This window comes from Streptomyces sp. NBC_01474 (assembly GCF_035918215.1).
In the GTDB taxonomy this organism is placed as follows: Bacteria; Actinomycetota; Actinomycetes; order Streptomycetales; family Streptomycetaceae; genus Streptomyces; species Streptomyces aureus.
Window position 1 is genome coordinate 193,726 of record NZ_CP109449.1, and the last position, 21,908, is coordinate 215,633.

General features: G+C 68.9%; 20 protein-coding genes and 1 pseudogene. 11 read left to right on the plus strand and 10 right to left on the minus strand.

Translation table 11 applies throughout. From position 1 onward, the window contains the following. Window positions 1-113: 113 nt before the first annotated feature. Window positions 114-350, plus strand: a complete 237-nt coding sequence (locus OG758_RS00935) for a LuxR C-terminal-related transcriptional regulator (protein WP_266569678.1) — start codon at window positions 114-116, stop codon at window positions 348-350. 157 nt (window positions 351-507) lie between these two features. Here OG758_RS00935 and OG758_RS00940 read toward each other — a convergent pair whose 3' ends face one another. Continuing rightward, window positions 508-1,677 (minus strand): ROK family transcriptional regulator, encoded by a 1,170-nt coding sequence (locus OG758_RS00940; RefSeq protein WP_326708138.1) that lies wholly within the window; start codon window positions 1,675-1,677, stop codon window positions 508-510. Window positions 1,678-1,816: 139 nt separating this feature from the next. Continuing rightward, the gene (locus tag OG758_RS00945) at window positions 1,817-2,806 is read right to left on the minus strand and encodes a sugar phosphate isomerase/epimerase family protein (protein WP_326708139.1); all 990 of its coding nucleotides are present in this window, start codon (window positions 2,804-2,806) and stop codon (window positions 1,817-1,819) included. A 718-nt stretch (window positions 2,807-3,524) separates the two neighbouring features. On the opposite strand from OG758_RS00945, the gene OG758_RS00950 reads away from it, so the two are divergent. After that, window positions 3,525-5,948, plus strand: coding sequence for a PQQ-dependent sugar dehydrogenase (locus OG758_RS00950; protein WP_326715759.1), 2,424 nt, complete (start codon window positions 3,525-3,527; stop codon window positions 5,946-5,948). Between the two features lie 305 nt (window positions 5,949-6,253). Here the strand turns inward: OG758_RS00950 and OG758_RS00955 are convergent, their stop codons facing one another. From OG758_RS00955 to OG758_RS00980, 6 genes are all read right to left on the minus strand, one after another. After that, the gene (locus OG758_RS00955) at window positions 6,254-7,384 is read right to left on the minus strand and encodes a serine hydrolase domain-containing protein (RefSeq protein WP_326708140.1); all 1,131 of its coding nucleotides are present in this window, start codon (window positions 7,382-7,384) and stop codon (window positions 6,254-6,256) included. A gap of 242 nt (window positions 7,385-7,626) precedes the next feature. Beyond that, entirely contained in the window at window positions 7,627-7,962 is a 336-nt protein-coding gene (locus tag OG758_RS00960) for a hypothetical protein (protein WP_382060867.1), read from the minus strand. Between the two features lie 338 nt (window positions 7,963-8,300). Beyond that, window positions 8,301-10,643 carry a protein translocase subunit SecD gene (secD, locus tag OG758_RS00965; RefSeq protein WP_326708141.1) on the minus strand — a complete coding sequence of 781 codons (2,343 nt, stop codon included), beginning with the start codon at window positions 10,641-10,643 and terminating at the stop codon, window positions 8,301-8,303. Between the two features lie 90 nt (window positions 10,644-10,733). After that, on the minus strand, window positions 10,734-11,075 hold the full coding sequence (locus tag OG758_RS00970; RefSeq protein WP_326708142.1) for a hypothetical protein: 342 nt from the start codon (window positions 11,073-11,075) through the stop codon (window positions 10,734-10,736). A 74-nt stretch (window positions 11,076-11,149) separates the two neighbouring features. Next, on the minus strand, window positions 11,150-11,815 hold the full coding sequence (locus OG758_RS00975; RefSeq protein ID WP_326708143.1) for a response regulator transcription factor: 666 nt from the start codon (window positions 11,813-11,815) through the stop codon (window positions 11,150-11,152). After that, window positions 11,812-12,765: a HAMP domain-containing sensor histidine kinase gene (locus tag OG758_RS00980; RefSeq protein WP_326708144.1), complete on the minus strand. Its 954-nt coding sequence runs from the start codon at window positions 12,763-12,765 to the stop codon at window positions 11,812-11,814. Before OG758_RS00980 ends, OG758_RS00975 begins: the two co-directional genes overlap by 4 nt. 340 nt (window positions 12,766-13,105) lie before the next feature. Here OG758_RS00980 and OG758_RS00985 point away from each other — a divergent pair, with 340 nt between their 5' ends. The 6 genes from OG758_RS00985 (at window position 13,106) to OG758_RS48760 (ending at window position 17,318) form a co-directional block, all read left to right on the plus strand. Continuing rightward, window positions 13,106-13,432 carry a TraR/DksA C4-type zinc finger protein gene (locus tag OG758_RS00985; RefSeq protein ID WP_326708145.1) on the plus strand — a complete coding sequence of 109 codons (327 nt, stop codon included), beginning with the start codon at window positions 13,106-13,108 and terminating at the stop codon, window positions 13,430-13,432. Window positions 13,433-13,506: 74 nt separating this feature from the next. Next, a complete protein-coding gene (locus OG758_RS00990; protein WP_326708146.1) occupies window positions 13,507-13,878 on the plus strand; it encodes a TraR/DksA family transcriptional regulator in 372 nt (123 codons plus the stop codon). Then, window positions 13,875-14,678, plus strand: coding sequence for a rod shape-determining protein (locus OG758_RS00995; protein ID WP_382060868.1), 804 nt, complete (start codon window positions 13,875-13,877; stop codon window positions 14,676-14,678). Before OG758_RS00990 ends, OG758_RS00995 begins: the two co-directional genes overlap by 4 nt. Window positions 14,679-14,743: 65 nt before the next feature. Next, window positions 14,744-15,322 carry an IS607 family transposase gene (locus OG758_RS01000; RefSeq protein WP_326708147.1) on the plus strand — a complete coding sequence of 193 codons (579 nt, stop codon included), beginning with the start codon at window positions 14,744-14,746 and terminating at the stop codon, window positions 15,320-15,322. After that, window positions 15,315-16,964, plus strand: coding sequence for a transposase (locus OG758_RS01005; protein ID WP_326708148.1), 1,650 nt, complete (start codon window positions 15,315-15,317; stop codon window positions 16,962-16,964). Before OG758_RS01000 ends, OG758_RS01005 begins: the two co-directional genes overlap by 8 nt. Before the next feature lie 15 nt (window positions 16,965-16,979). Next, window positions 16,980-17,318: a DDE-type integrase/transposase/recombinase gene (locus OG758_RS48760; RefSeq protein ID WP_442810231.1), complete on the plus strand. Its 339-nt coding sequence runs from the start codon at window positions 16,980-16,982 to the stop codon at window positions 17,316-17,318. On the opposite strand, the pseudogene OG758_RS48765 reads toward OG758_RS48760, so the two are convergent. Beyond that, window positions 17,308-17,541 (minus strand): annotated as a pseudogene (locus tag OG758_RS48765) (aldehyde dehydrogenase family protein); the annotation flags it as partial. The gene OG758_RS48760 and the pseudogene OG758_RS48765 overlap by 11 nt on opposite strands. 25 nt (window positions 17,542-17,566) lie before the next feature. Between OG758_RS48765 and OG758_RS01015 the strand changes: the two are divergent. The 3 genes from OG758_RS01015 (at window position 17,567) to OG758_RS01025 (ending at window position 20,026) form a co-directional block, all read left to right on the plus strand. Beyond that, entirely contained in the window at window positions 17,567-18,886 is a 1,320-nt protein-coding gene (locus OG758_RS01015; RefSeq protein ID WP_326708149.1) for an MFS transporter, read from the plus strand. A 364-nt stretch (window positions 18,887-19,250) separates the two neighbouring features. Further along, window positions 19,251-19,424 (plus strand): hypothetical protein, encoded by a 174-nt coding sequence (locus tag OG758_RS01020; RefSeq protein WP_326708150.1) that lies wholly within the window; start codon window positions 19,251-19,253, stop codon window positions 19,422-19,424. 68 nt (window positions 19,425-19,492) lie between these two features. Then, window positions 19,493-20,026 (plus strand): SMI1/KNR4 family protein, encoded by a 534-nt coding sequence (locus tag OG758_RS01025; protein ID WP_326708151.1) that lies wholly within the window; start codon window positions 19,493-19,495, stop codon window positions 20,024-20,026. A gap of 541 nt (window positions 20,027-20,567) precedes the next feature. Here OG758_RS01025 and OG758_RS01030 read toward each other — a convergent pair. After that, on the minus strand, window positions 20,568-21,701 hold the full coding sequence (locus OG758_RS01030; RefSeq protein WP_406384946.1) for a YihY/virulence factor BrkB family protein: 1,134 nt from the start codon (window positions 21,699-21,701) through the stop codon (window positions 20,568-20,570). Window positions 21,702-21,908 lie beyond the last annotated feature (207 nt).

Below are 21,908 nucleotides of genomic sequence, written 5' to 3' on the forward strand. Positions count from 1 at the left end.
AAACGTGATAGCGATTTGACGGACTCCGCGGTCATCACGGGTTCTGGCCTCCTATCAGGGCGGTGGCCTTCCCCGCGTTCCCTGCCGACCGCACTCGGCAAAGGAGGACGGAAGTGTCCACGCTCAGCTACGAGACAGAACGGCGGCCCCCCAACAACGCGGGTCTGCACCGAGACGAGGTGCACCTGCTGTCGCTGCTGGCGACCGGTCTGCCTATCGAGTCCGTCGCCCGGCGGCTCAACGTCTGCCCCCGCACAGTGCGCAGACGTTGCCGAGGTGTGTGCGACAAGATAGGCGTCAGCAGCGTCATCGAGGCCGTCGCCTGGGCAGCACGGCGCAGGCTGATCTGACCTCCCCCCGGGGGCTCTTGAAGTCCACGCGCCATACCTTTTCGCGCGCTGCCGCGCCCCTCGAGGGATGCGGCAGGGCGCGAAAAGGTAATGGCCGGTCGCGGGTGGGGCGCGACCGCTTGCCGGACGGGTGCCGCGGACGGGACGATTGGGGGGGTCAGCTCACAGGGCTGCCGTAGGCCAGTTCACTGGCCAGCACGGCGGCGCCGACGACCCCGGCGCGGGCGCCCAGTTCGGACAGCACCATCGGCAGGTCGCCGGTGGCCAGCGGCAACGACCGCTGGTAGACGACGCTGCGGAGCTCAGCGAGCAGGATGTGCCCGAGATCGGCGAGGTCACCGCCGATGACAATCATGGACGGGTTCATGAAGCTCACCAGCCCGGCGAGCACCTGGCCGACCTGCCGTCCGCCGGCCCGGACAATGCCGATGCAGACGGCGTCACCGGCGGCCGCGCCATCGGCGACATCGCGCGCGGTGAGACAGCCCTTCGCCGCCAGCAGCTCCGCCAGCAGCAGGGACCGGCCGTCGTCCGCGGCCGACTCGGCGTGGCGCGCAAGCGCCTCCTGACTGAAGAGCGCCTCCAGGCAGCCCACGTTCCCGCAGGAGCAGACCGGGCCGTCCGCGTCGACCTGGATGTGGCCGATGTCGCCGGCGCAGCCCGCGGCGCCACGGTAGATGCGGCCGGCGATCTGCATTCCGCAGCCGACGCCGCTGCCGATCTTGACGAAGATCAGGTTGTCGACGGTCCGGGCGACGCCGCTGTGCTGCTCGCCCAGAGTCATCACATTCACGTCGTTGTCGACGGCGACGGGGCAGCCATGTTCGCCGGACAGCACATCACGGACCGGATGGCGGTCCCACCCCGGCATGATCGGCGGGGAGACGGGGACGCCCTCACAAAAACTCACCGGGCCGGGCAGACCGATCCCGATGGCGTCCAGCTGCGTGAAGTGGCCCTGAGCGCGCATCTTCTCCAGGATCTGCGTCACCCGTCCCAGCACGTTCACCGGACCGGTACGGATGTCGCAGTGCTCGCTGTACGACGCCACCGCCCGCAGGCAGCCGTCCGTGACTTCGACGCCGACCGAGCGGGCGTCGAGGTCGACCGCCGCGAAGCGCAGGCCAGGGTCCAGTTTCACGAGCGTGGAGCGGCGTCCTCGGCGGGGGCCAGCGGACTCCGCCTCCACGACTCTCCCCGCCTCCACCAGGTGGTCGAGCTCGGCCAGCAGGCGCCGACGCGGCACCTCGAGCCGGCCGGCCAACTGGGCGCGTGACAGCGGCCCGTGGTCTCGCAGCACAGTGAGCAGCTCGTACCGGAGGCTCACATTCGCTCACCTCCTGATGGCAGGCACTGCTCGCCCGCCCACGACGTCGGTGGCGGCAGTGGCATGAGAAACGTCCACCCCGTTCCGCCGCTCGCGCCGGCACGAGCCGGGGAGCGGGAAACGGGGTGGTGACGAGGGGTCAGGAAAGCAGGTCGGCGAGCGCGGTGTAACTGCGCTGCGCGGCCCCCAGCGAGCCGGGCGGGTCGGGCTGGGTGCCGGGGGCGCTGTCCTGCTCCCAGATGCCGTGGTGGTTGCCGAACGGACCGATCGCGTGGATGAACCGCTGGTAGCGCATGTCACCGGCGCCGAACTCGGTCATGTCGTAGCCGTCATCGGCGTTGGGGTCGGACTTGCCGTCCTTCATGTGGAACAGCGTGTACCGGTAGGGGTGCTCGCGCACATAGGCCGCGGGGTCAAAGCCGGGGTAGCGGAACTGGCCGACGAAGGCCCAGTAGACGTCCATCTCGAGGTAGACGTGGGCGGGCTCGGTGTTGTGCAGGAAAACGTCGTACAGACGCACCTTCGGCTGGTCCTGGGCGAAGGCCCACTCGGACCAGTGGTTGTGCTGGTACAGCTTGAGTCCACGCGCCGACGCGGCCTGACCCCAGCCGTTGAACTCCTCCGCGGCCGCCTGGTACCCGGCGACCGTCGGGGTGTCCGAGGGGGCGTTCGGGGTCCCGATGTTCGGCATACCCAGGATCTCGGCGTTGTCGAGCTCCTGCTGCAGATTGCTGCGGAAGGCTCCGATGCCGATGTGGCTGCCGATGGCTCGCAGGCCGTTGTCGTCGAGCAGCGTGCGGATCTCCTGGAGGGTGATCTGCCGGCCGAGGATGGAGGTGTTCTGGGTGTAGCCGGCGAACTCGACCTCCTTGTAGCCCATCCGTGACAGTTCCTCGAAGACGACACGGAAACCGAGGTCGGAGACCTTGTCGCGGACGCTGTAGAGCTGGATGCCGATGGCGTTCTTCGGAATGCTCAAGCTGGCGCCATGGGCCGCGGCGTCCGGGGCGAGCGTCTGCGCGGACGCGGGGAGCGCGCCTGCGACGGACGCCGCACCGATGGCCACGGTGCCGGCGGCTGCCGCACGCAGGAAGCCTCTGCGGTCGAAGTCGGGTGTGAACTGACCCATCATCACTCCTTCGTTGTGGAGCACCGAGCCGCGGTGAGAGCGCGGCGTGGGCCGAACAGGGGGACGTACTCGCCCGGTCGTCGTGCGGGGCGGTCGTGAGGGGCGTTCGTCGGCCGGAACGCCTGGTGGGTGGGAAGTTGGCAGAACTGGCTGCGAGGTGACCGCAACCACCCTCGCGAACGAGGGCGGCGCGGTTGCCGCCACGCGGCTCCCCCGCGGACCGCGCGACGGCAACAGGGTGGCCTCGGCGGACCCCGGAGGACGATGAACGCCTGAGACCGTCGATAGTTGACCACGAACCACCGGTACTTTTCACCAGACGAGCAAAAGATGTGGCCACTTCAGGCCATGAAAAGCAGCTACCGGGCAGTACATCCTTGACAGTCCATTGTCATGGAGCCCACGCTCATGACGCTTCACCAGGGGGCCACAAACCCCTGCGAACCCTCGCCTCAGTCCCACTCCGGACCCGTGCGGCCACACATGCCGCTTCGTCCGCAGTCCGACCACGCCCAACGTCAGTTGCCGGCGGCGCGCACACCAGGACCACCTGTCCCCTCCACCGGCGAACCGGCACACGCCGGCCCGGGCATCCGAGCCCGGCCCGGCACCCCGCGCGACGCGACCGCTCGCGCGATGTCCACCGCAGCGCCCCAAGAGAGGTAGGCAGTAAGTGCGTACACCAGTAAGTCGACTACTCACCGCCACGTTGAGCGTAGTGCTCGGCGTGGGGGTCGCGGTGGCCGGATCGTCGTCCGCGCAAGCGCGGACCCAGGCACCGCAAAGAGCGGCCGCGACCGCCGCTGCGTCGTCCGACTTCCAGCAGGTCACCCTCGCCAAGGGAGCGGACCAGGTGGGCGAGCCCATGGGACTGGCAGTGCTGCCCGACGGCAGCGCGCTGCACAGCTCCCGCGACGGCACGCTCTACCGAACGACCCTCGACGGACTCACCGACGTGGCGGCGAAGCTGGCGGTCTACACCCATGACGAGGACGGGTTGCAGACCATCGCGATCGACCCGCACTTCGCCCAGAACCATCAGGTCTATGTGTATTACGCGCCGCGGCTCGACACCCCCATGACCGACGCCCCGGAGAGCGGAACGGCCGCCGACTTCGCGCCCTACAAGGGCTACAACCAGCTGTCCCGGTTCACCTTCGCCGACGGCAAGCTGGACCTGTCGAGCGAGCAGAAGATCATGCGTGTCAACACCGACCGCGGGCAGTGCTGCCACGTCGCGGGCGACATGCACTTCGACGGTGACGGCAACCTGCTGCTGAGCACCGGCGACGACTCCAACCCGTTCGCCTCCGACGGCTACGCCCCCATCGACCGGCGGCCGGAACGCAACCCTGTCTTCGACAACGAGCGTTCCACGGCCAACACCAACGACCTGCGGGGCAAGCTTCTGCGGATCAAGGTGCACAACGACGGCACCTACACGACCCCGAACGGCAACCTGTTCCCGAAGGGCACCCCCAAGACCCGCCCAGAGGTCTACGCGATGGGCTTCCGCAACCCCTTCCGGTTCAACGTCGACAAGAAGACCGGCGTCGTCTATCTGGCCGACTACGGCCCGGACGCAGGTAGTGCGGACCCCAAACGCGGGCCGGAGAACACCATCGAGTACAACCGGATCACCAAGGCCGGCAACTTCGGATGGCCGTACTGCATCGGCAACAACACCCCGTACATCCAGTACGACTTCGCCACCGGGACATCCGGGAAGCCGTTCGACTGCGCCCACCCGGTGAACGACGCTCCCCTGAACACCGGCCTGAAGGACCTGCCCCCGGCCCAGCCGGCCTGGATCTGGAACCACTACGCGGGCAACCCGCTCTTCCCCCAGCTCGGCGGGCAGGGCGCACCGATGGCCGGACCCGTGTACAACTACAACTCGGCGCTGAACTCCCAGGTCAAGTTCCCCAAGAGCTATGACGGGAAATTCTTCGCCTACGAGTTCGGCGCCCACTGGATCAAGCCGATCACGTCCGACAGCAGCGGAAAGATCCAGTCGATCGACACCTTGACCGACGGCAACGACTGGGCCCACCTGGTCGAGCCGATCGACACCGAGTTCGGGCCGGACGGATCGCTGTACGTGCTCGACTACGGCAGCGCGTGGTTCGGCGGCTCGCTGGACGCCGGGCTCTACAAGATCGAGTACGCGCCGGGCAACAAGGCACCGACCGCGGCGATCAAGACGGACACCTCATCGGGCAAGAACCCGCTGACGGTCAAGTTCGACGGCACGGGCTCGACCGACCCCGAGAACGACAAGCTCACCTATGCGTGGGACTTCGACAACGACGGCAAGACCGACTCCACGGATGCCACCCCGTCGTTCACCTACACCACAAACGGCCAGTACCACGCCAAGCTCACGGTCAGCGACCCGAGCGGCAGAACCGGTGTCGCCGCCACCCTGGTCACGGTGGGCAACTCCGCGCCGGTGCTGTCGTTCTCCCAACCGTCCAACGGGCTGACGTTCAAGGACGGGGACCAGGTCGCGTGGAAGATCGACGCGAGCGACCCGGACGGCACCCCGGTGGACTGCTCCAAGGTCCAGGTCAACTACTCGCTCGGTCATGACATGCACTCCCACAACCTCTCGCAGGCGACAGGGTGCAGCGGTACGTTCACCATGACGACGGCGGGCCACACCGATGCCGACGACTTCTACGCCATCCTCTCCGCGAGCTACACCGACTCCTCCCCGACCGCCGGGGTACCGGACCTCACCGGCACGACACAGATCGTCCTGCAGCCCAAGGGCCGGCAGGCGGAGTTCTACCGCACGCAGTCCGGCGTGCAGACGAGCTCCGACGCCAACGCCCAGGGCAACGAGGCGGTCGAGTCGATCAACAATGGTGACTGGATCGAGTTCGACCCGTACGACCTCCAGGGTGTGAGCAAGATCGACTTCCGGGCCGCGTCGAGCGGTACCGGCGGCACCATCGAGGTCCACACCGACGCGCCCGACGGCCCGCTGGCCGGCACGGCGACGGTCGGCGACACCTCCGGCGCCTACACGACGGTCAGCACACCGGTGACCGACCCGGGCGGAACACACAAGCTGTACTTCGTCTTCAAGGGCGGCAGCGGCGACCTGTTCAACCTGGACTCCTTCACGATGAACTGACACGGCAACAGCCCGTCCCCGCCCCGCCGAGCCGTCATTCACCGACGGCCCGGCGGGGCCTTGTCCATCGCGTGAGGTCTGCCGCACCCGGGCCCGCTCGCACGCCGCCCCCGACAGGCCCCCGCACCCGCATCGCCCCCGCACCCCTCACCGACCCCCTGGGACGCGACCCGGTAGTGTGTACGCAGAAAATGCCTTCCTGCTGTGGTGACAGAAGCCCTAGACAAGCCTCATCATCCCAGCTCAGAAGGCACTTTCGCGTTTCCGCTCAAGATTCGGACGCCACCGCAAGTGAAACGCGGAGGCTAGCTGGCGCGGCAGAGCTCCTGCTCGGCCATAGAGAGCGTCTGCTGGCGCAGCGAGGGCCCCAGAGAGTCAGTGTTCATGAGCAGCGCGACCCGGCGATGGCCGAGTTGCATCACGCTTGAGGTGTACCCGTCGATGCCTCCCAAAGAGCCGTAGGCCGTTCCGCACGGAGTCCATGCGATCATCAGGCCGAGGCCGTAGCTGAGGCCGGGGATACCGGCACCGGCGAAGAACGCATCGGCTCCTGGCGTGGGCCGCTTCATCTCTGTAAGCAGGTGCTGCGAGAAGAGTTCCCCGCCGAGCAGCGCTCCAAGAAACCGTTCGACGTTGTCGCCTGTCGACACCATCGCTGCCGCCGCCCCGGCCGCGCTGGCGCTTGTCCGGGTGGTCACGTCGAGTGCGGGACCGGAACGAGGCGGCAGAGGAGCAGCGAAAACGTAGCCGCGTGCCTGCCGGGGTGCAACCATGGTCGTGGTGGGGAAGGTCGTACTGCTCAGGTGGAGGGCGTGGATCAGACGCGTCTGCACTTCATCCTGGATCGCGTGACCGGTGACCTGATGAACGATCTCGCCGAGGACGATGTAGTTGGTGCTCGAATAGCGGAAGCCGCTCCCAGGTGTGAAGTACGGCGAATGCTCTACGCCCAAGGCGATGAGCTGCGCGGGGGTGTAGGTGGCGCCGGGGTCGAAGTGAGGAGTCTCCGAGTAATCGTAGAGTCCGCTGGTGTGGTTGAGCAGTTCCCGCACGGTGATCTGGTCGGCGTGCGGTACCGGTTCAGGCAGAAGCCCCGCGATCGGCTGGTCGAGTGCGAGCTGGTGCTCCGTGACCAGCTGCAATACCACCGTGGCCACGAAGGTCTTGGTTATGGAAGCGATCCTGAACTGGTCGTTGGGCCGTATCGCCCGGTCCGCGGGGATGTCCGCGAGACCTGCAGCCATCCGCCGCACTGGCTGCCGGTCGTGGCTCGTGACCGCAGCTACGCCGGGAACGCCGTCGACATTGACGAGACTCTGGATCTCTGCCCGCAACCAGGCATCGCGGGACGGTTCACCCACCGCGCGCGCTGACGACGAGGTGGCAACTCCGATCAGCGCAGCGATGACCAGAGCGACACAACGCTTTAACCACATGAGCGTTCTCCTTCATGACGAGGCCTGACCGCCAGCATCGCAACCGCACAGCCAGCCGTCTTGAAGAAATGTTCCGCTCTCGGACCGCCTCGTCGCTGCCGGGGGCTGGGGCCTGCATCCAGGCGACTTCGCGGGCGGCGGCGCGGGCCGCCCGCAGTGCCGCGAGGGCGGCAGGATCGATGCCGGCCAGCAGCCGCGTCCGGGTCGGCGGGTGCGTAGAAGCAGCGGGCCGCGGCCCAGAGTTACTCCAGGACGTGCACGATGTCCAGCACTATGTGGATCTTGATGGTGCGGCGCCCGTCACCAACTCGGCCTGGATCAGGTCGAGTTGGTGGCGGGCGCCGTCGACCAGGACGATCCCCGCGGTGGTGTTCGGGGTCGCGGGCTTCGGCCTGGTCGAAAGCGGAGGCGATGACCTGGGCAGGGTCCTGCTCGACGGATCCGGTCAGCCACTTGTTGGCGGCGACCGGTCCGGGCCTCGGGCGGCGGTTGCCGGTGCGGCCGCCGGGCGAGGCGATCACGTCGTGCGGGCGGCGCACGGCCGGATCTGTGTCGTAGACGCAGGCCAGCGTCGCCATCCGTTCGGGTAACGGTTACGCGGACCCATTGGAGTGCGCCTGCAGCCGCACCGTGTGACCACCCGCGGTGGCAACCGTCCGCGCGGGCCGTCCATGGATGCAAACCGGGCCTGGACGGTGCAGCGAGCCCCCTCCTTGCCATGGTCTGCACCCCGCACGCGCGGATCCGGTTCGCCTTCTCGCCCCCTGCGGCCGCTTCCGCGGTGGGCCGTCGAGGCCCGGAAGGACCCCGCGGCACGGACCGGTGCGGTCCGGCGCATCGCCGACCAGCTCGATGCCCACCCCGAGGCTCTGCGGAGTCCGCGCCCGCGGCCATGCCGCCCACGACGACGGCAATTTCAGAGCTCGCTGACACCGGAAGTTGGCTGGCCTGGGTTTCCGTCGGCCCTCTTTGCGCCTACGCGCGATGCCGCCGGGCCGCGGAGTCGGGTCGGCACACGCGACGGCGCTCCACTCGCGTCCAGCTCGATGGCCAGTGGCGTGGCCGTGAACATCGAGGAGTACGTGCCGACGACGATGCCGATGAGCAGGGCGAGTGCGAAGTCCGTCAGTGAGTCCCCTCCCAGGACGGCGAGGGCGGTGAGGATGAACAGAGCGCCCATTCCGGTGTTGACGGTGCGCGGAACCGTCTGGAGGATCGCCGCGTTGGTGATGTGCGCGAAGCCCTTTTTGCGGTGTGCGGGCAGCGCGGACAGTTCCCGTACGCGGTCGAAGACGACGACCGAGTCGTTCACGGAGTAGCCGATGACGGTGAGCAGCGCGGCGAGGAAGATCCCGTCGACGGGCTTGCCGAGCCAGGCGAACACGCCGGTGAGGATCAGTACGTCGTGTGCCATCGCGGCGACCGCGGACGCGCCGAGTGTCCAGCGGAACCGCATGGCGAGATAGAGCAGTTGGGCACCCAGGGCTACGGCGAGTGCGATGAGCGCGCCGCGGCGGAGTTCGTCGCCGAGGCTCGGGCCGATCAGTTCGTCGCGGAGCTTGTCCGCCGTCCCGCCGAGGTCTTCGACGGCGGCGGTGACTTTGGTCTCCTGTGCGGGGGTGAGCTGGTCGGTGCGGACGGTGAGGTCGCGGTCCCCGGAGGTCTGGACGACGGCTCGCGGGAATCCGGCGTCGGCGAGCGCCTCGCGTGCGTGGTCGACGTCGACGGGTTTCGTGGTGGCGTACTCGATGAGTCGGCCGCCGGTGAACTCGACGCCGAAGTTGAGTCCTCGTACGACGATGCCGGATGTGGCCAGGACGAGGGCGACGGCGGATACGGCGAGCCAGCGGCGTGGGTGGCGCATCAGGTCGGGTGTGCGGCGGGTGAGGCGGTCGCGGATGCGGCCGGTGGACGCGATTCCGGTGATCTGCGGGCGCAGCCGGACGGGCTTGCGTGCGACGGCGAACTCGGCGAGGACGCGGGTGATGACGAGCGCGCTGAGCATCGACGCGAGGACACCGATGCCGAGCGTGACGCCGAAGCCGCGGACGGGTCCGGAGGCGAGGAAGAAGAGGAGTCCGGCGGCGATGAGGGTGGTGATGTTGGAGTCGGCGATGGCGCTGAACGCGTTGCGGAAGCCTTCCCGCAGGGAGGAGCGCAGGCTCTTGACCTTGCGGGCCGCGTACTCCTCCCTGGCTCGTTCGAAGACGAGGACGTTGGCGTCCACGGCCATGCCGATCGCGAGGACGAACCCGGCGAGGCCCGGCAGGGTGAGGGTGGCGCCCAGTGCGGCCAGGGCGGCGTACGAGAGGAGTCCGTAGCAGGTCAGGGCGACGGTCGCGAGGCCGCCGAGGAGGCGGTACACGACGGTGATGAAGAGTGCGGTAAGTGCTGTGCCGATGACGGCGGCCCAGGCGCTGGCCCGGATGGCTTCGGCGCCGAGGGTGGGGCCGACGGTGCGTTGTTCGACGGTCTCGACGGGTACGGGGAGGGCGCCGCCGTTGATGAGCAGGGCCAGTTCGCGGGCCTCTTCGGCGGTGAAGTTCCCGGTGATCTGCGTGGATCCGCCGGTGATGCCGGTGCGGCAGGCCACGCTCGGGTCGACCTGTGGCGACGAGATGACCTTGTCGTCGAGGACGATCGCGACGCGGCGGGTGGGGTCGCCGGCCGGGGCGCACGCGGCCTTCCCGGTCAGGCCGCTCCACAGGTCCTTGCCCTTGCCCTTGAGGTCAACGGTCACGAACCAGCCGTGGGCGGCCTGCTGGTCGAGGGCCGCCTCCGCACCCTCGACGTCCGCGCCGGTGAGTGTGAACGGGCCGAGGCGCAGGTGCTGTCCCGACTCGTCGGGCAGGACGCGTTCCCTGGGACGTTTCGGCAGCGGCTTGGGTTGGGGTGCGTCCTTGTCGGCGATGCCGAGGACAGGGTGGAAGGTGAGCTGGGCGGTGCGACCGAGGACGGCGGCGGCTTCGCGCGGGTCCTGGACGCCAGGAAGTTCGACGATGATGCGGTTCTCGCCGGAGCGGGCGATCGTGGGTTCGGCGACACCGAGGGCGTCCACGCGGCGGCGCAGCACCTCCAGGGTGCGTTCGGTGGCCTCGGCGTCAGCCGTGGCGTCGAGTGAGTCCTTGGTCTCGAGGACGATCTGGGTGCCGCCGCGCAGATCGAGTCCGAGGCGGACGGGAACGGTCAGGACGATGTAGAGCGACAGGGCGATGACGGCAAGGGCGAACAGCGCCCGCAGCCGGGTTGCGCGCGTCAACGGTGCCTCCGACAGGCATGCTGCGGCCGCGAGTTGGACTTCAGGTGTAGGTGTACGGGTGCGGCGCGGCCGGGATCGACGGGTGAGGTGTCAGGTGCCCGGCCAGGCCGGTGGTGCCCGCTCGCTGTGATGGGTGGGGCAGTGGGGACGTACGACGGTGTCGGTGATGTGTCCGGGGCGCTGGATATCAGGCCTGCGCAGGGCCGGGTGCGACCGTGGCGCGGTGGCGGTGCAGTGCGGGGTGGTCGTGCGCTCGCGGTGTTCCTCGCGGAAGGCGCGCGGGGCCGTGCCGTGCGGGGTCGCGCATTCGGGGTCGCCGCCGGAGGCGATCGCCGTGACGGCGTGGAGGGGCGCGGACCACGTGACCGCTTCGGCGCCCGGACCCGAGGCACCGCCCACGACGCACAGCACGGCGAGTACGGCGACGATCAACCTCGCGAGACGGAGGCGGACATGTACGTGGGAACTGGGTGTCGGGCCTCCACGTGCGCGGCGGATCGCCATCGTCAGGGTTCGATCAGTCCGGCGCGAATCGCGTAGCGCGTCAGGTCGAGGCGGTCGCGCAGGCCGAGTTTGTGGAGCAGGTTCGCGCGGTGGCGCTGCACGGTCTTGATGCTGATGAAGAGGGTCTCGGCGATCTCCTTGGAGGAGTGGCCCTCGGCGATGAGCTTGAGGACCTCCTCCTCGCGGGCGGTGAGGATGCTTTCGGGCACCTCGTCTCCCTGCCGGACCCGGTCGAGGTAGTTGCGGATCAGGGCCGTGACCGCGCCGGGGTAGAGGAAGGGTTCGCCCCGCATCGCCGCGCGGCAGGCGGCGACCAGGTCACGGTCGGCGACGGATTTCAACACGTATCCGCACGCGCCGGACTTGAGGGCCTGGAAGAAGTACTGCTCGTTGTCGTACATCGTCAGCATGAGGATGCGCAGGCCCGGGTGGCGCGCGGAGAGTTCGCGCGCCGCTTGGAGGCCGGTCATGCGCGGCATGGCGACGTCGAGGACGGCCAGGTCGACGGTGTGGGTGCGGGCCATCTCGATGGCCTCCGCCCCGTCCCCGGCCTCGGCGACGACCTCGAGGTCGGGTTCGCCGTCGAGGATGAGGCGTACCCCGCGCCGGACCAGCGCGTGGTCGTCGGCGAGGAGAATGCGGATCGCGGTGGTGTCGGGCATGGTCATGCGTCCTTCGCAGGCCTGGGTACGGACAGGGACACGCGGGTGCCGCCCCCGGGTCCTTCATCGATGTCGAGTGCGGCGCTGATGAGCAGGGCGCGTTCGCGCATGCCGCGGATACCGGCTCCCTCGCCGGCCGCGCCGATGCCGCGGCCGTCGTCGGTGATGTGCAGGACGACGGCGGCCGGGGTGTGGCGGAGGTCCACCTCGACGCGTGCAGCCTCCGCGTGGCGGGCGGTGTTGGTGAGGCTCTCCTGGGCGACGCGGTAGAGGACGAGTTCCCTGTCGTGGTCGAGGGGCGGCAGGTCCGGGGTGAACCGGCGCCGTACGTCCAGTCCGGTGTGGGTGGCGAAGTCGGTGGTCAGCGAGGTGAGCGCGCTGACGAGGCCGAGGTCTTCCAGGACGCCGGGGCGTAGGCGGCGGGCGAGGCGGCGTACCTCGTCGAGGCTCTCGCGGGTGATCTCCTGGGCCTGCTGCAACTCGGCCCGCAGCGGTTCCGGGGCACGGTCGGCGGCCCGCTTCAGGCCGAGCAGGACCGCGGTCATGCTCTGTCCGACCTCGTCGTGCAGCTCCTGGGCGATGCGGCGCCGCTCGGCCTCCTGGGCGGACAGGGCGCGGGCGCTGCTGGTGGCCCGCTCGGCCTCCAGGCGGTCGAGCATCGCGTTGAAAGTGCTGATCAGCTCGGCGAATCCGCCGTGCCCGGGGACCGGCAGCCGTTGCCCAGGGCGGAGCAGGTCGACGGTCGTCATCCGGCGCGTGAGCCGCTCCAGGGGCGCGAGGCCGATCCGGAGCAGCGCGGCGTTGGCAACCAGCATGACGGCGAGACCGCCGACCAGGATGACGGCCTCGGTGAGCAGCACGGGCACCGACACGGTCACCGGTGCCCACAACAACAGCGCCGTCGCGGCGCCGAGCACCACAGCGTTCAGCCCGAAGATCCGCCAGAACAACGACACGGTGTGCAGAGCCTCCTCTTTTTCCGCCCTCTTGTTACTTCTGTCCCTCTCACTATCGGCCATGTCGCCGGCCGCCCCGCCACCGGGCCGCAGCCCGTGACGCCGGCCGGCCCCGGACTCCTGCGCCGCTGGTCAGCATGGCGGCGCCGCACGCTCCGGGTCGATGGGGTGCGACAGCCATATCGGCCGGGGCGCGCACCCCATACCCCCTGTCGCCTACACCCCGGACTCCCCCGGAAATGGGTGCCAGGGCCGATGGCCGCGGGCGGCGCGGCCGACCACGCTTGCGGTCATGAAGCACGTGGCCCGTCCACCGCTCCCCGAAGGAAGGAATCCACCGATGTCCCTCGACACGGCACACCCCGACCCGCAGCCCGGGCGTCTCGCGGCGCGCGAGGTCCGCCGGCGCCTTCAGCACGAGCGCGCGTCACGGCTCGCCCAGCTCACGACGTTCGCCGACGCGGGTCACGACCCGGGTGACGCGCTGGTGGTCGCGCAGAAGGACTCCATCGACCGAGTCCTCAAGGACATCACCGCCGCTGTCGAGCGCCTCGACCAGGGCGGGTACGGCGTATGCCAGGTATGCGGCCGCCCCATCCCCCTCGAACGCCTGGAGATCCTGCCGTACGCGCGCTGCTGCGTCGGCTGCCAGCGGCGTACGGCCTGACGCGACGCTAGGCCGCCACAGTGCGGCTGAAGAGGACGTACGGGAACCATGACGTGCACGCACGGAGGGGTGTCGTGAACAGCCATACCACCGGGATCGACAACGCAGGCCTCACCCCCGAGGACCTCGCCGCGCTGCGTCAGGGGCTGCTGGAGCAGCGGGCGTTCCGCCAGGAGCAACTACGGGAGTTCGACCGCGCCTCGCCCGCCCGCGCGGACCGGGTCGCCCACCGGCGGGCGGCCTCCCAGCTCGAGGTCCACGTGAAGCTGGCGGCCTCGGCCCGGATGGTCCTCGCCGACGTCGAAGCGGCGCTGGAGCGCCTGGAGACCGGCCAGTACGGCAGCTGCGAACTGTGCCGGTGGCCCATCCCCCTCCAGCGCCTGAGGATCGTGCCGCAGGCAAGGTACTGCGCGCACTGCCAGCAGTTGAAGGAAGTCGGGCGATGACCCTCTCCAGACCCCACCGAATCATGACGCACCGTCATATACCGTGGCTCGCGGACCGGTTGGCGGGAGGCCTCGCCATCGACCTGGGCAGCGCCCGCACCAGGGCGTGGATGCCCGGCCGCGGTGTGATCCTCGATGTGCCCTCGGTGACGTTTCCCGGCGCCGACCCCGCCACATACCCGATCCAGCGCGGCACCATCGTCGACCCCGACGGCACGGCCCGCATGCTCGACCGACTGCTCGCGCATCGCGTTCCCCGCCGGGGCAGGCCCTTGATCGTTCTCACCACTCCGGTGCCGAGCGGCCCAGGACACCGGGCGGCGGCGCTCACCGCGCTGGAGGTGTTGCGGCCACGCGCCGTGCTGACCGTGCCCACCGCGAAGGCCATCGCCCTCGCCGTACGCGCCGACCTCGGCCGCCCTCTGCTCGTCGTGGACGTCGGGGCCCATCTCACGGAGGTCGCGCTGCTGACCGACGGTGCGGTGACCGACGCGTACCGGACCGCGCTGGGCACCACCGACCTCGACGCCACCACCACGGTCCACGAACTCACCGAGGCGGTGGTGTCGATGCTGACGTCGATGGTTCGCCTGGACCGCACGACGCAGGCGCGGGGCGCGTTGAAACGCGGTGTGCTCGTGGCGGGCGGTGGCGCGCTGCGTCCGGAACTCACCGATCACCTCGCCCACCGGCTGCACACGTCCGTACAGCCGGTGCCCGCGCCCCAGACCGCGGCGCTGCGGGGAGCCGCCGAGTTCCTCAGGTCGGCACAACGCCACCCGGCGGTGCGGGGGTCGTGAACTGTTCGCGGTTGAGTCAACTCTGGTGTGTATTAAAGCCTTTGAGTGGGTGTTATGGTCTCCGTGTGAACCTCAAGGAGTGGGCGGTGGCGAACGGTGTGCATCCGCATACCGCGTATCGCTGGTTCCGTGAGGGCACGTTGCCGGTACCTGCTCAGCGGGTCGGTCCGCGCACGATCCTGGTGAACATCGAGGCAAACTCCTCACCGTCCGTGACGGGCGGCCTGGGCCTGTATGCCCGCGTCTCCTCGCATGACCAGAAGAGTGATCTGGAACGGCAGTTGGCGCGCCTGGTCGTCTGGGCGGCCAGCACCGGTCACCGGGTGGTGCGTGTGGAGTCCGAGATCGGGTCGGGCATGAACGGTGGCAGGTCGAAAGCGAAGCGCCTTCTGGCCGACCCGGATGTGACCACGGTCGTGGTCGAGCACAAGGACCGGCTCGGTCTGATGAACGTCGAACTCGTCGAGGCCGCGCTTGCCGCTTCTGGGCGTCGTCTCGTTGTTCTCGATGACGGCGAAGTCGAAGACGACCTGGTGCGGGACATGGTGGAGGTACTGACCTCGTTCTGCGCCCGCCTGTACGGGCGTCGTTCCGCGAAGAACCGGGCAGAGAAGGCTCTTGAGGCGGCTGCCGCCGATGACTGAGCCGAAGAAGAAGCAGCTCCGTACCATCGATGCGCCGTTCGTTGCCCTCGGGCCGTCCGGTGTCGCGATCCGTGACCGGCTGCGGCGCCTCACGCCCGAGGATGAAAAGGTGTTGCGCCTGGTCGGCGAACACCTCGGACACTTGGCGTCCCGCGACCTCAAGGCCCGCTGCCAGGACGCGGGTGACCATTCCACCGATACGTGGGCGGCGCGTAAGCGGGACCTGACGGGCGCCTCGTCATCGCGGTGGGCCGGAGCCATCACGAAGGCCACGCACGATCAGTGGGCGCTCGCCCGTCGCTGCCAGCTCGCCCACATCCAGGGCCTTGAGGCCGGTGTGCGCATGCTGATGCACCGCCTGTCCCAGCCGGTCGGTGAGAAGGGCACCAAGCGTGCTGCGGGCGGCTACCACTCGAAGGGCGAGTGGTTCCACAAATCGCGCCGCCTGGCGATCCTGGAACACCGCCTCGACGTGGCGCGCGCGGACCGGGAGGCCGGTGTCGTGCATGTCGTGCGTGGTGGCCGCAAGCTGCTGGGCAACCGGCACAACCTCGAAGCCGCGCAGCTCACCGAGGCCCAGTGGCGGGAACGTTGGCAGGCCCAGCGCTGGTTCCTCGCCGCCGACGGGGAGTCGGGCAAGCGATACGGGAACGAGACGATCCGCGTCGCCCCCGACGGCGAGGTGTCCATCAAGCTGCCGGCCCCGCTCGCGGATTGGGCGAACGCCAAGCACGGCCGGTACGTCCTTGGCTCCAAGGTCGCGTTCGCGCATCGGGGCCAGGAGTGGGCCGACCGCATCGACAACGACCGGGCTGTGGCCTACCGCATCCACTACGACGTGGAACGTGGCCGCTGGTACTTGACCGCCTCGTGGCAGCGGCCGGTGGTCCAGACGATCGGGCTGGAGACCGCACGCGCAGCGGGCATCATCGGCGTCGACACGAACGCGGATCACTTCGCCGCCTACCGGCTCGACCCGCACGGCAACCCGGTAGGCGACCCACACCGCTTCTTCTACGACCTGTCCGGTACTGCTGATCATCGTGACGCGCAGATCCGGCACGCCATCACCCAGGTCTTGCACTGGGCGAAAAGCTGCGGCGTCGCCGCCATCGGTATCGAGAACCTGGACTTCACCGCCGAGAAGACCCGCGAGAAGCACGGCCGCAAGAAGCGGTTCCGGCAGCTTATCTCAGGCATCCCGACCGGGAAGCTCAAAGCCCGGCTCGTCTCCATGGCCGCCGAGATGGACCTGTCCCTCGTGGCCGTTGATCCGGCCTACACCTCGATGTGGGGCAACCAGCACTGGCGCAAGCCGATGCGGACACCCCACCGCAAGATGTCCCGCCACGATGCCGCTGGCATCGCGATCGGGCGACGCGCCCTCGGGCACCCGATCCGGCGACGGACGGCACCGCCCCCACAGCACCAGAGTGATGCTGCGGGGCATCGGACCGTCCAGGCCCGACCGGGTACCCCAGGGCGTGAGGGAACCCGCCCACCCGTCACGGACCGTGCACACGATGCACGCCGCCGAGCGGGTACACAACAGGGCACGCGGGAGACCAGTGCATCCAAAACCGTTCGGGACGCGCGCAGTGCCGGGCAGTGGGTCCAAAACTCACTCCTGCACACTGATTAGGAACGGTAGCCGACCGTGACGCCCTCCACGCTCCGCAGGTGGCGGCGGAACCCGCTACGCCGCCGGTCGGCACTGTCACCTTGCCTGGCGGCATGGGACGCCCTTCGGGCCCGCGACAAGTGGCACCTCGACAAGGTCTCCATCACGATCAACGGCGAGCAGAAGTACCTCTGGCGCGCGGTCGACCAGTACGGCAACCTGCTCGACATCCTCGTCCAGAACCGGCGCAACAAGGCAAGCGGTCAGGCGCTTCTTCCGTCGGCTCCTCCAAGGAATCGGGGAGGTGACGAAAGTGATCGGCACACACCAGCTCCGTTGCTTCCAGATTGGAGGCGGCACCGCGGGTCTCACTGATCGGCGAGCCGTTCTCGAGCGTGTTGGTCAACGCCATCTGAGCAGCCCAGGTCTCGACCTCGTCGGCGATGCGCAACCGCAGCGCGGCACGTTCCGACGGCGTGCTCTTGGGCCATGGACCGGTGCGGAACGCCCGGTCGACGGCCGTGAGCGCGGCATCGTTGAGAGCCGTCGCATGACGTAGACCGTCAGATGCCTGCCCGCAAAACGCGAGGCCCCTCAACCCTCACAGAGCTACCCTTCCGGAGATGGCGCCTTCCGAACCTGTCAGCCCAACAGATGAGGGCAACGGCGCGTCCGCCGTCTGGCTCCACTTCTTTTGCGGCCACCCGCAGTTCCTGCGCCTGTGGTCGGCGCACACCGCTACGGCCTTCGGACAGGCGATCACCACCGTCGCGCTTCCCTTGACCGCCATCACCGTGCTGCACGCCTCGCCGTTCGAGATGGGGCTGCTGTCGACCCTCACCCTCCTGCCCCAGTTACTCCTCGGCCTGTTCGTCGGCGTGTGGCTGGACCGGGTGTCCCGACGACGCGCCCTGATCGCCGCGAACGTGCTCCGCGCGGCCGTCCTGGTCACCATCCCCACCCTCGCTGCCCTGCACCTGCTCTATACCGGGCCGCTGCTCGCCGCCGCCTTCGCCCTTGGCGTCTTCATCCTTGTCGCGGATGTCGCCGACCTGTCCATGCTGCCCGATCTGGTCGAAGGCGAGGGCTTGGTGCGGGCCAACAGCGCGACCGTGTTCAGCTTGTCCCTGGCCAACTCCACCGGTCCGTCCGTGGCGGGCGCCCTCGCCCAGGGCATCGGCGCACCCTTTGCCCTGACCGTCAACGGCTTCCTGGCGCTGGTCGCTGCCGCCTTCGGCTTGTCGGTGCAGGAGCCGCCGCGCCCCGCTCGCCCCGACGCCGCGGCCGGCACCTCGTTCCGGGCCGTCCGCGCCGAGGTCACCGAGGGCGTGCGGGAGCTGTTTCGGACTCGGACGGTGCGGGCCTTGGCCGGCTCCGCCACGATCGGCGCCTTCGCCGGTTCCCTCCAAGCGCCCCTTCTGGTGCTCTACTTCGTGCGCTCGCTCCACCTGTCGTCGCTCCTGGTCGGCGTCGCCATCACGGCCTCAGGAGCGGCTTCCGTGCTCGGCGCGCTCCTGGGGCCCCGGGTCACCGCCCGCCTGGGCCTCGGCCCGACCTACGTCCTCGGGCAGGCCGCGGTCTGCGTCGGCGGGTTCACGATCGCGGCCATCGGCGGACCGGGACTGACGGCGGTCCTCCTGGTCGCGCTCGGACAACTGATGGTCGGCCTGGGAACCCCGCTGTACGCGATCCAGCAGCGGGCCATCCGCCAGGCCCTCACCCCCGGCGCACTCATGGGCCGCGTCCAGGCATCCTGGCGGTTCTTCGTCTACGGGGCACAGGCCATCGGCGCGATCCTCGGCGGCGCCCTCGCCACCGCGGTCGGACTGCGAACGGCCATCGCCGTCTCCGCATCCCTCATGCTCACCGCCGTGTGCTACACCGTCGCCTCCCCCCTCCGCCGTCTGGCCACCATCCCCTACCCTGCAGTCCAACACGAGTAGCAGCACGCCCGCATCGCGCAGACGTGTCCGCGTACGAGCTCATCTGCAGAGCCCCGTACAAGCTGCAGTGCAAAGGCCGGGCGTCACTCGTTCGGGGCCGTCCGATAACCAGCCGATCGTTGGACCGGGATGAGCTGTCAAGGGTGACCGTAGGCCAGCGCGGAGCGCCGCCGTAGGCGCCCTTGACCGCTCGGAGCGGGTCCGCGCACTGGCTGATCGGACGGCCCCGGCACCGCCGCGTGTAGGCCAGTTGGAGCCCGTCGAACTCTGTACGTGAGCCCGTACTTGCCTGTGTATGTGAGCTCGTACCCCGACATACGCCGCGTACCACCCGCACTGCAGTTTCCAGGTCTTCCTGGAGTACGTGAACTTCGGCATGAGCTACGACCCGGGTCAGGATGCCCCCGAGGAGAGCATCACGACCTGGGAGTGGATCGACGCGCTCTGCCTGGCGGTCCTCAGGGACAAAGCCAAGTGGCATGGTGAGGCCTTCCACTTCGCCCGCGACAAGTTCGCCGCGCTGCCGATCTTGACCTGAGCGACGAGGGGGCGAGCGACATCGGAACGAAGACCGGTGCTAAAGATTGTTGTATGTGGGTTCAGCGAGTGATCGAACTGACCGGGTGGGAGCCGCTCGGGATCTCTGTCGACTGGGCGGCGATTGAAGGAGAGTTGGGTGTTCCGCTGCCGGCGGACTACAAGGAGCTCTACGAGGTGTTCGGCGGCGGCGTCTTCAGTGATTCCCTCTACTTTCTGGGGCGTGACGAAGGCCCCGCGTTCGACTTCCTGACACAGTGGCGGGTCGACCTGTCGGTCGACCAGGACAGCAAGTTCGCAGACGTCTCCGCCGTCGATCCCTATGCGATCTACGCGCCGGGCGGCAAGGGGCTGGTTGAGTGGGGCTCCACCGAATGGGCCGACGAGTACTTCTGGCTGATCGATGCCGAGCGGCCGGGCGAGTACCCCGTCCTCGCGCGGTCCAATGACGTCGGCGGATGGCACCGGTACGACATGTCCACCTCGGAGTTCCTCTACCGCGTCCTTGCCGATGCCGACTTTCAACCTTTCGGAATCGCGCAGTACGACCTCGGCGCGACGTTCAAGCCCGGCTCCGGCGACCCCGACGGCCAGCCACTCTGACGAGAGGCCGGCCGTCGCACGTTCGTGGACACGACAGCGCCAATCGTTTCTCATCGAGATCCGTGAGCCAGGTGAGCACCGACTGCCGAGGGTCGAACCGGTGACCGCGCCCGTAAGCGAGCGCGCTGGAACGGACCGTAGTCGAGCGTGGCTGGGTTGATGTGGCCGGTGCCGAGACATCTCGGCACCGGTGGTGACGGCATCGTGGATCGCGGCTAGGGAGCGGGCGACGTCGAGAAGCCGGTAGGCCTGTGCGCGGGAGATGCCGAACTCCACCGCGCAGTACGCCTCCCACGAGTTGTGGCCGGGGAAGAGCGGGCGGTGTGGGCGTGGCGGACCCGGGCGGCGAGCGGTGCCACGGAGCGTCGGACGGCGTCCATCGCCTCGCGCAGCTCGGCCGTCACCTCCCGGGCAGCGTCTAGGACAGGAAATCGGCGAGGGTGTCCAAGGACAGCGGTGCTTCAGGCCGACTCAGAGGCTCAGATTGACAGCCGGGCGAAGTCGCTACCGCGCGAGGGACCCGCTGACGTGCCGGCCCTCATCAGAGCTTGCGGGTGTCGCGGGGCTCGGCGTACGGCTCGTCGCCCGGTGGGAGGCCGCCTTCGATGGCACGTCCGCGTTCGAGTTCGGCGTTGAACTCCAGCCCGAGCAGGATCGCGATGTTCGTGAGCCAGAGCCAGATCAGCGCGACGATGGGGGTGGCGAACGTGCCGTAGGTCTTGTTGTAGCTGCTGAGGTTGGCGACGTAGAGAGCGAACAGCGCGCAGGCGATGAGCCAGATGACTACCGCCAGGGCTGCGCCGGGCATCACTCGCCGGACTCGGCGTTTGACGTTGGGTGCGGCCCAGTACAGCAGCATGACGATCAGCACGACCAGGATGAGCATGACGGGCCATTTGGCGATGTTCCACACGGTCACCGCCGTGTCGCCGAGGCCCAGGACCGACCCCATCTTCTTGGCCAGGGTGCCGGTGAAGACGACGCCGACCGCTGTAAGGGCCAGGAGGATCACCACCGCCGCGGTGATGGCGAGGCGGACCGGCAGGGTCTTCCATACTGGCCGGCCCTCACCGATGTCATAGACGATATTGGAGGCGCGCATGAAGGCGGCGACGTAGCCGGAGGCCGACCACAGCGCCAGGACGACACCGATGATCAGCGCGATCAGGGCTTTGCCCTGGCCGCCCTTGAGCTGCTCCAGCATGGTGGTGAGGATGTTGCGCACGGACCCGGGCGCAATGCTGGAGAGGTTCTTGATCAGCGAGTCGATGGTAGAAGGACTCAGCAGGCCCAGAATGGACACAAGAGCCAGCAGGGCAGGGAAGATCGCCAAGACTCCGTAGTAGGTCAGGGCAGCTGCCCAGTCCGTGAGATTGTCCTCTTTGAACTCGCGCATCGTGCGCTTCACGGCGCCTCTGGACGAACTACCGTCCGCGGCATCTTTCCGGGATGCACGGCCGGAATCGCCGCCGTGGCCCTCCTCGCCGCCGTGCGCAGGGCTATCTGCGCCACCACCGTTGCCGCCCTTGTGTGCCTGGGGGTCGTCCGAGGAGGGCGTTGCCACATTGACTCCTTCGTCGAGCGCCGACACCCACGACAGTCGGCGCGCTCTGCCTCGCCTGCATTCCAGCGGCAGATGCCGGCCGTCGAGGCGGTCGACGGACCGCACCCCCATCACACCCGCGGAGCTGGGTATCTGCGACTGGACGGCACCCACATGGGCCAGCCGATCAGCGCCGGAGGCCGCCTCCGCCCGACCGCTTCGTCACGGCGACCCTGCTCAGAGCGCGCGGCCACGTCCCGGTCCACGCGAGCCGCTCCCCCGGTCCGTCCCACGGGATCCCGCCGCCCGGAGGCCGTCAACTTCGCACTGGTTCACCCG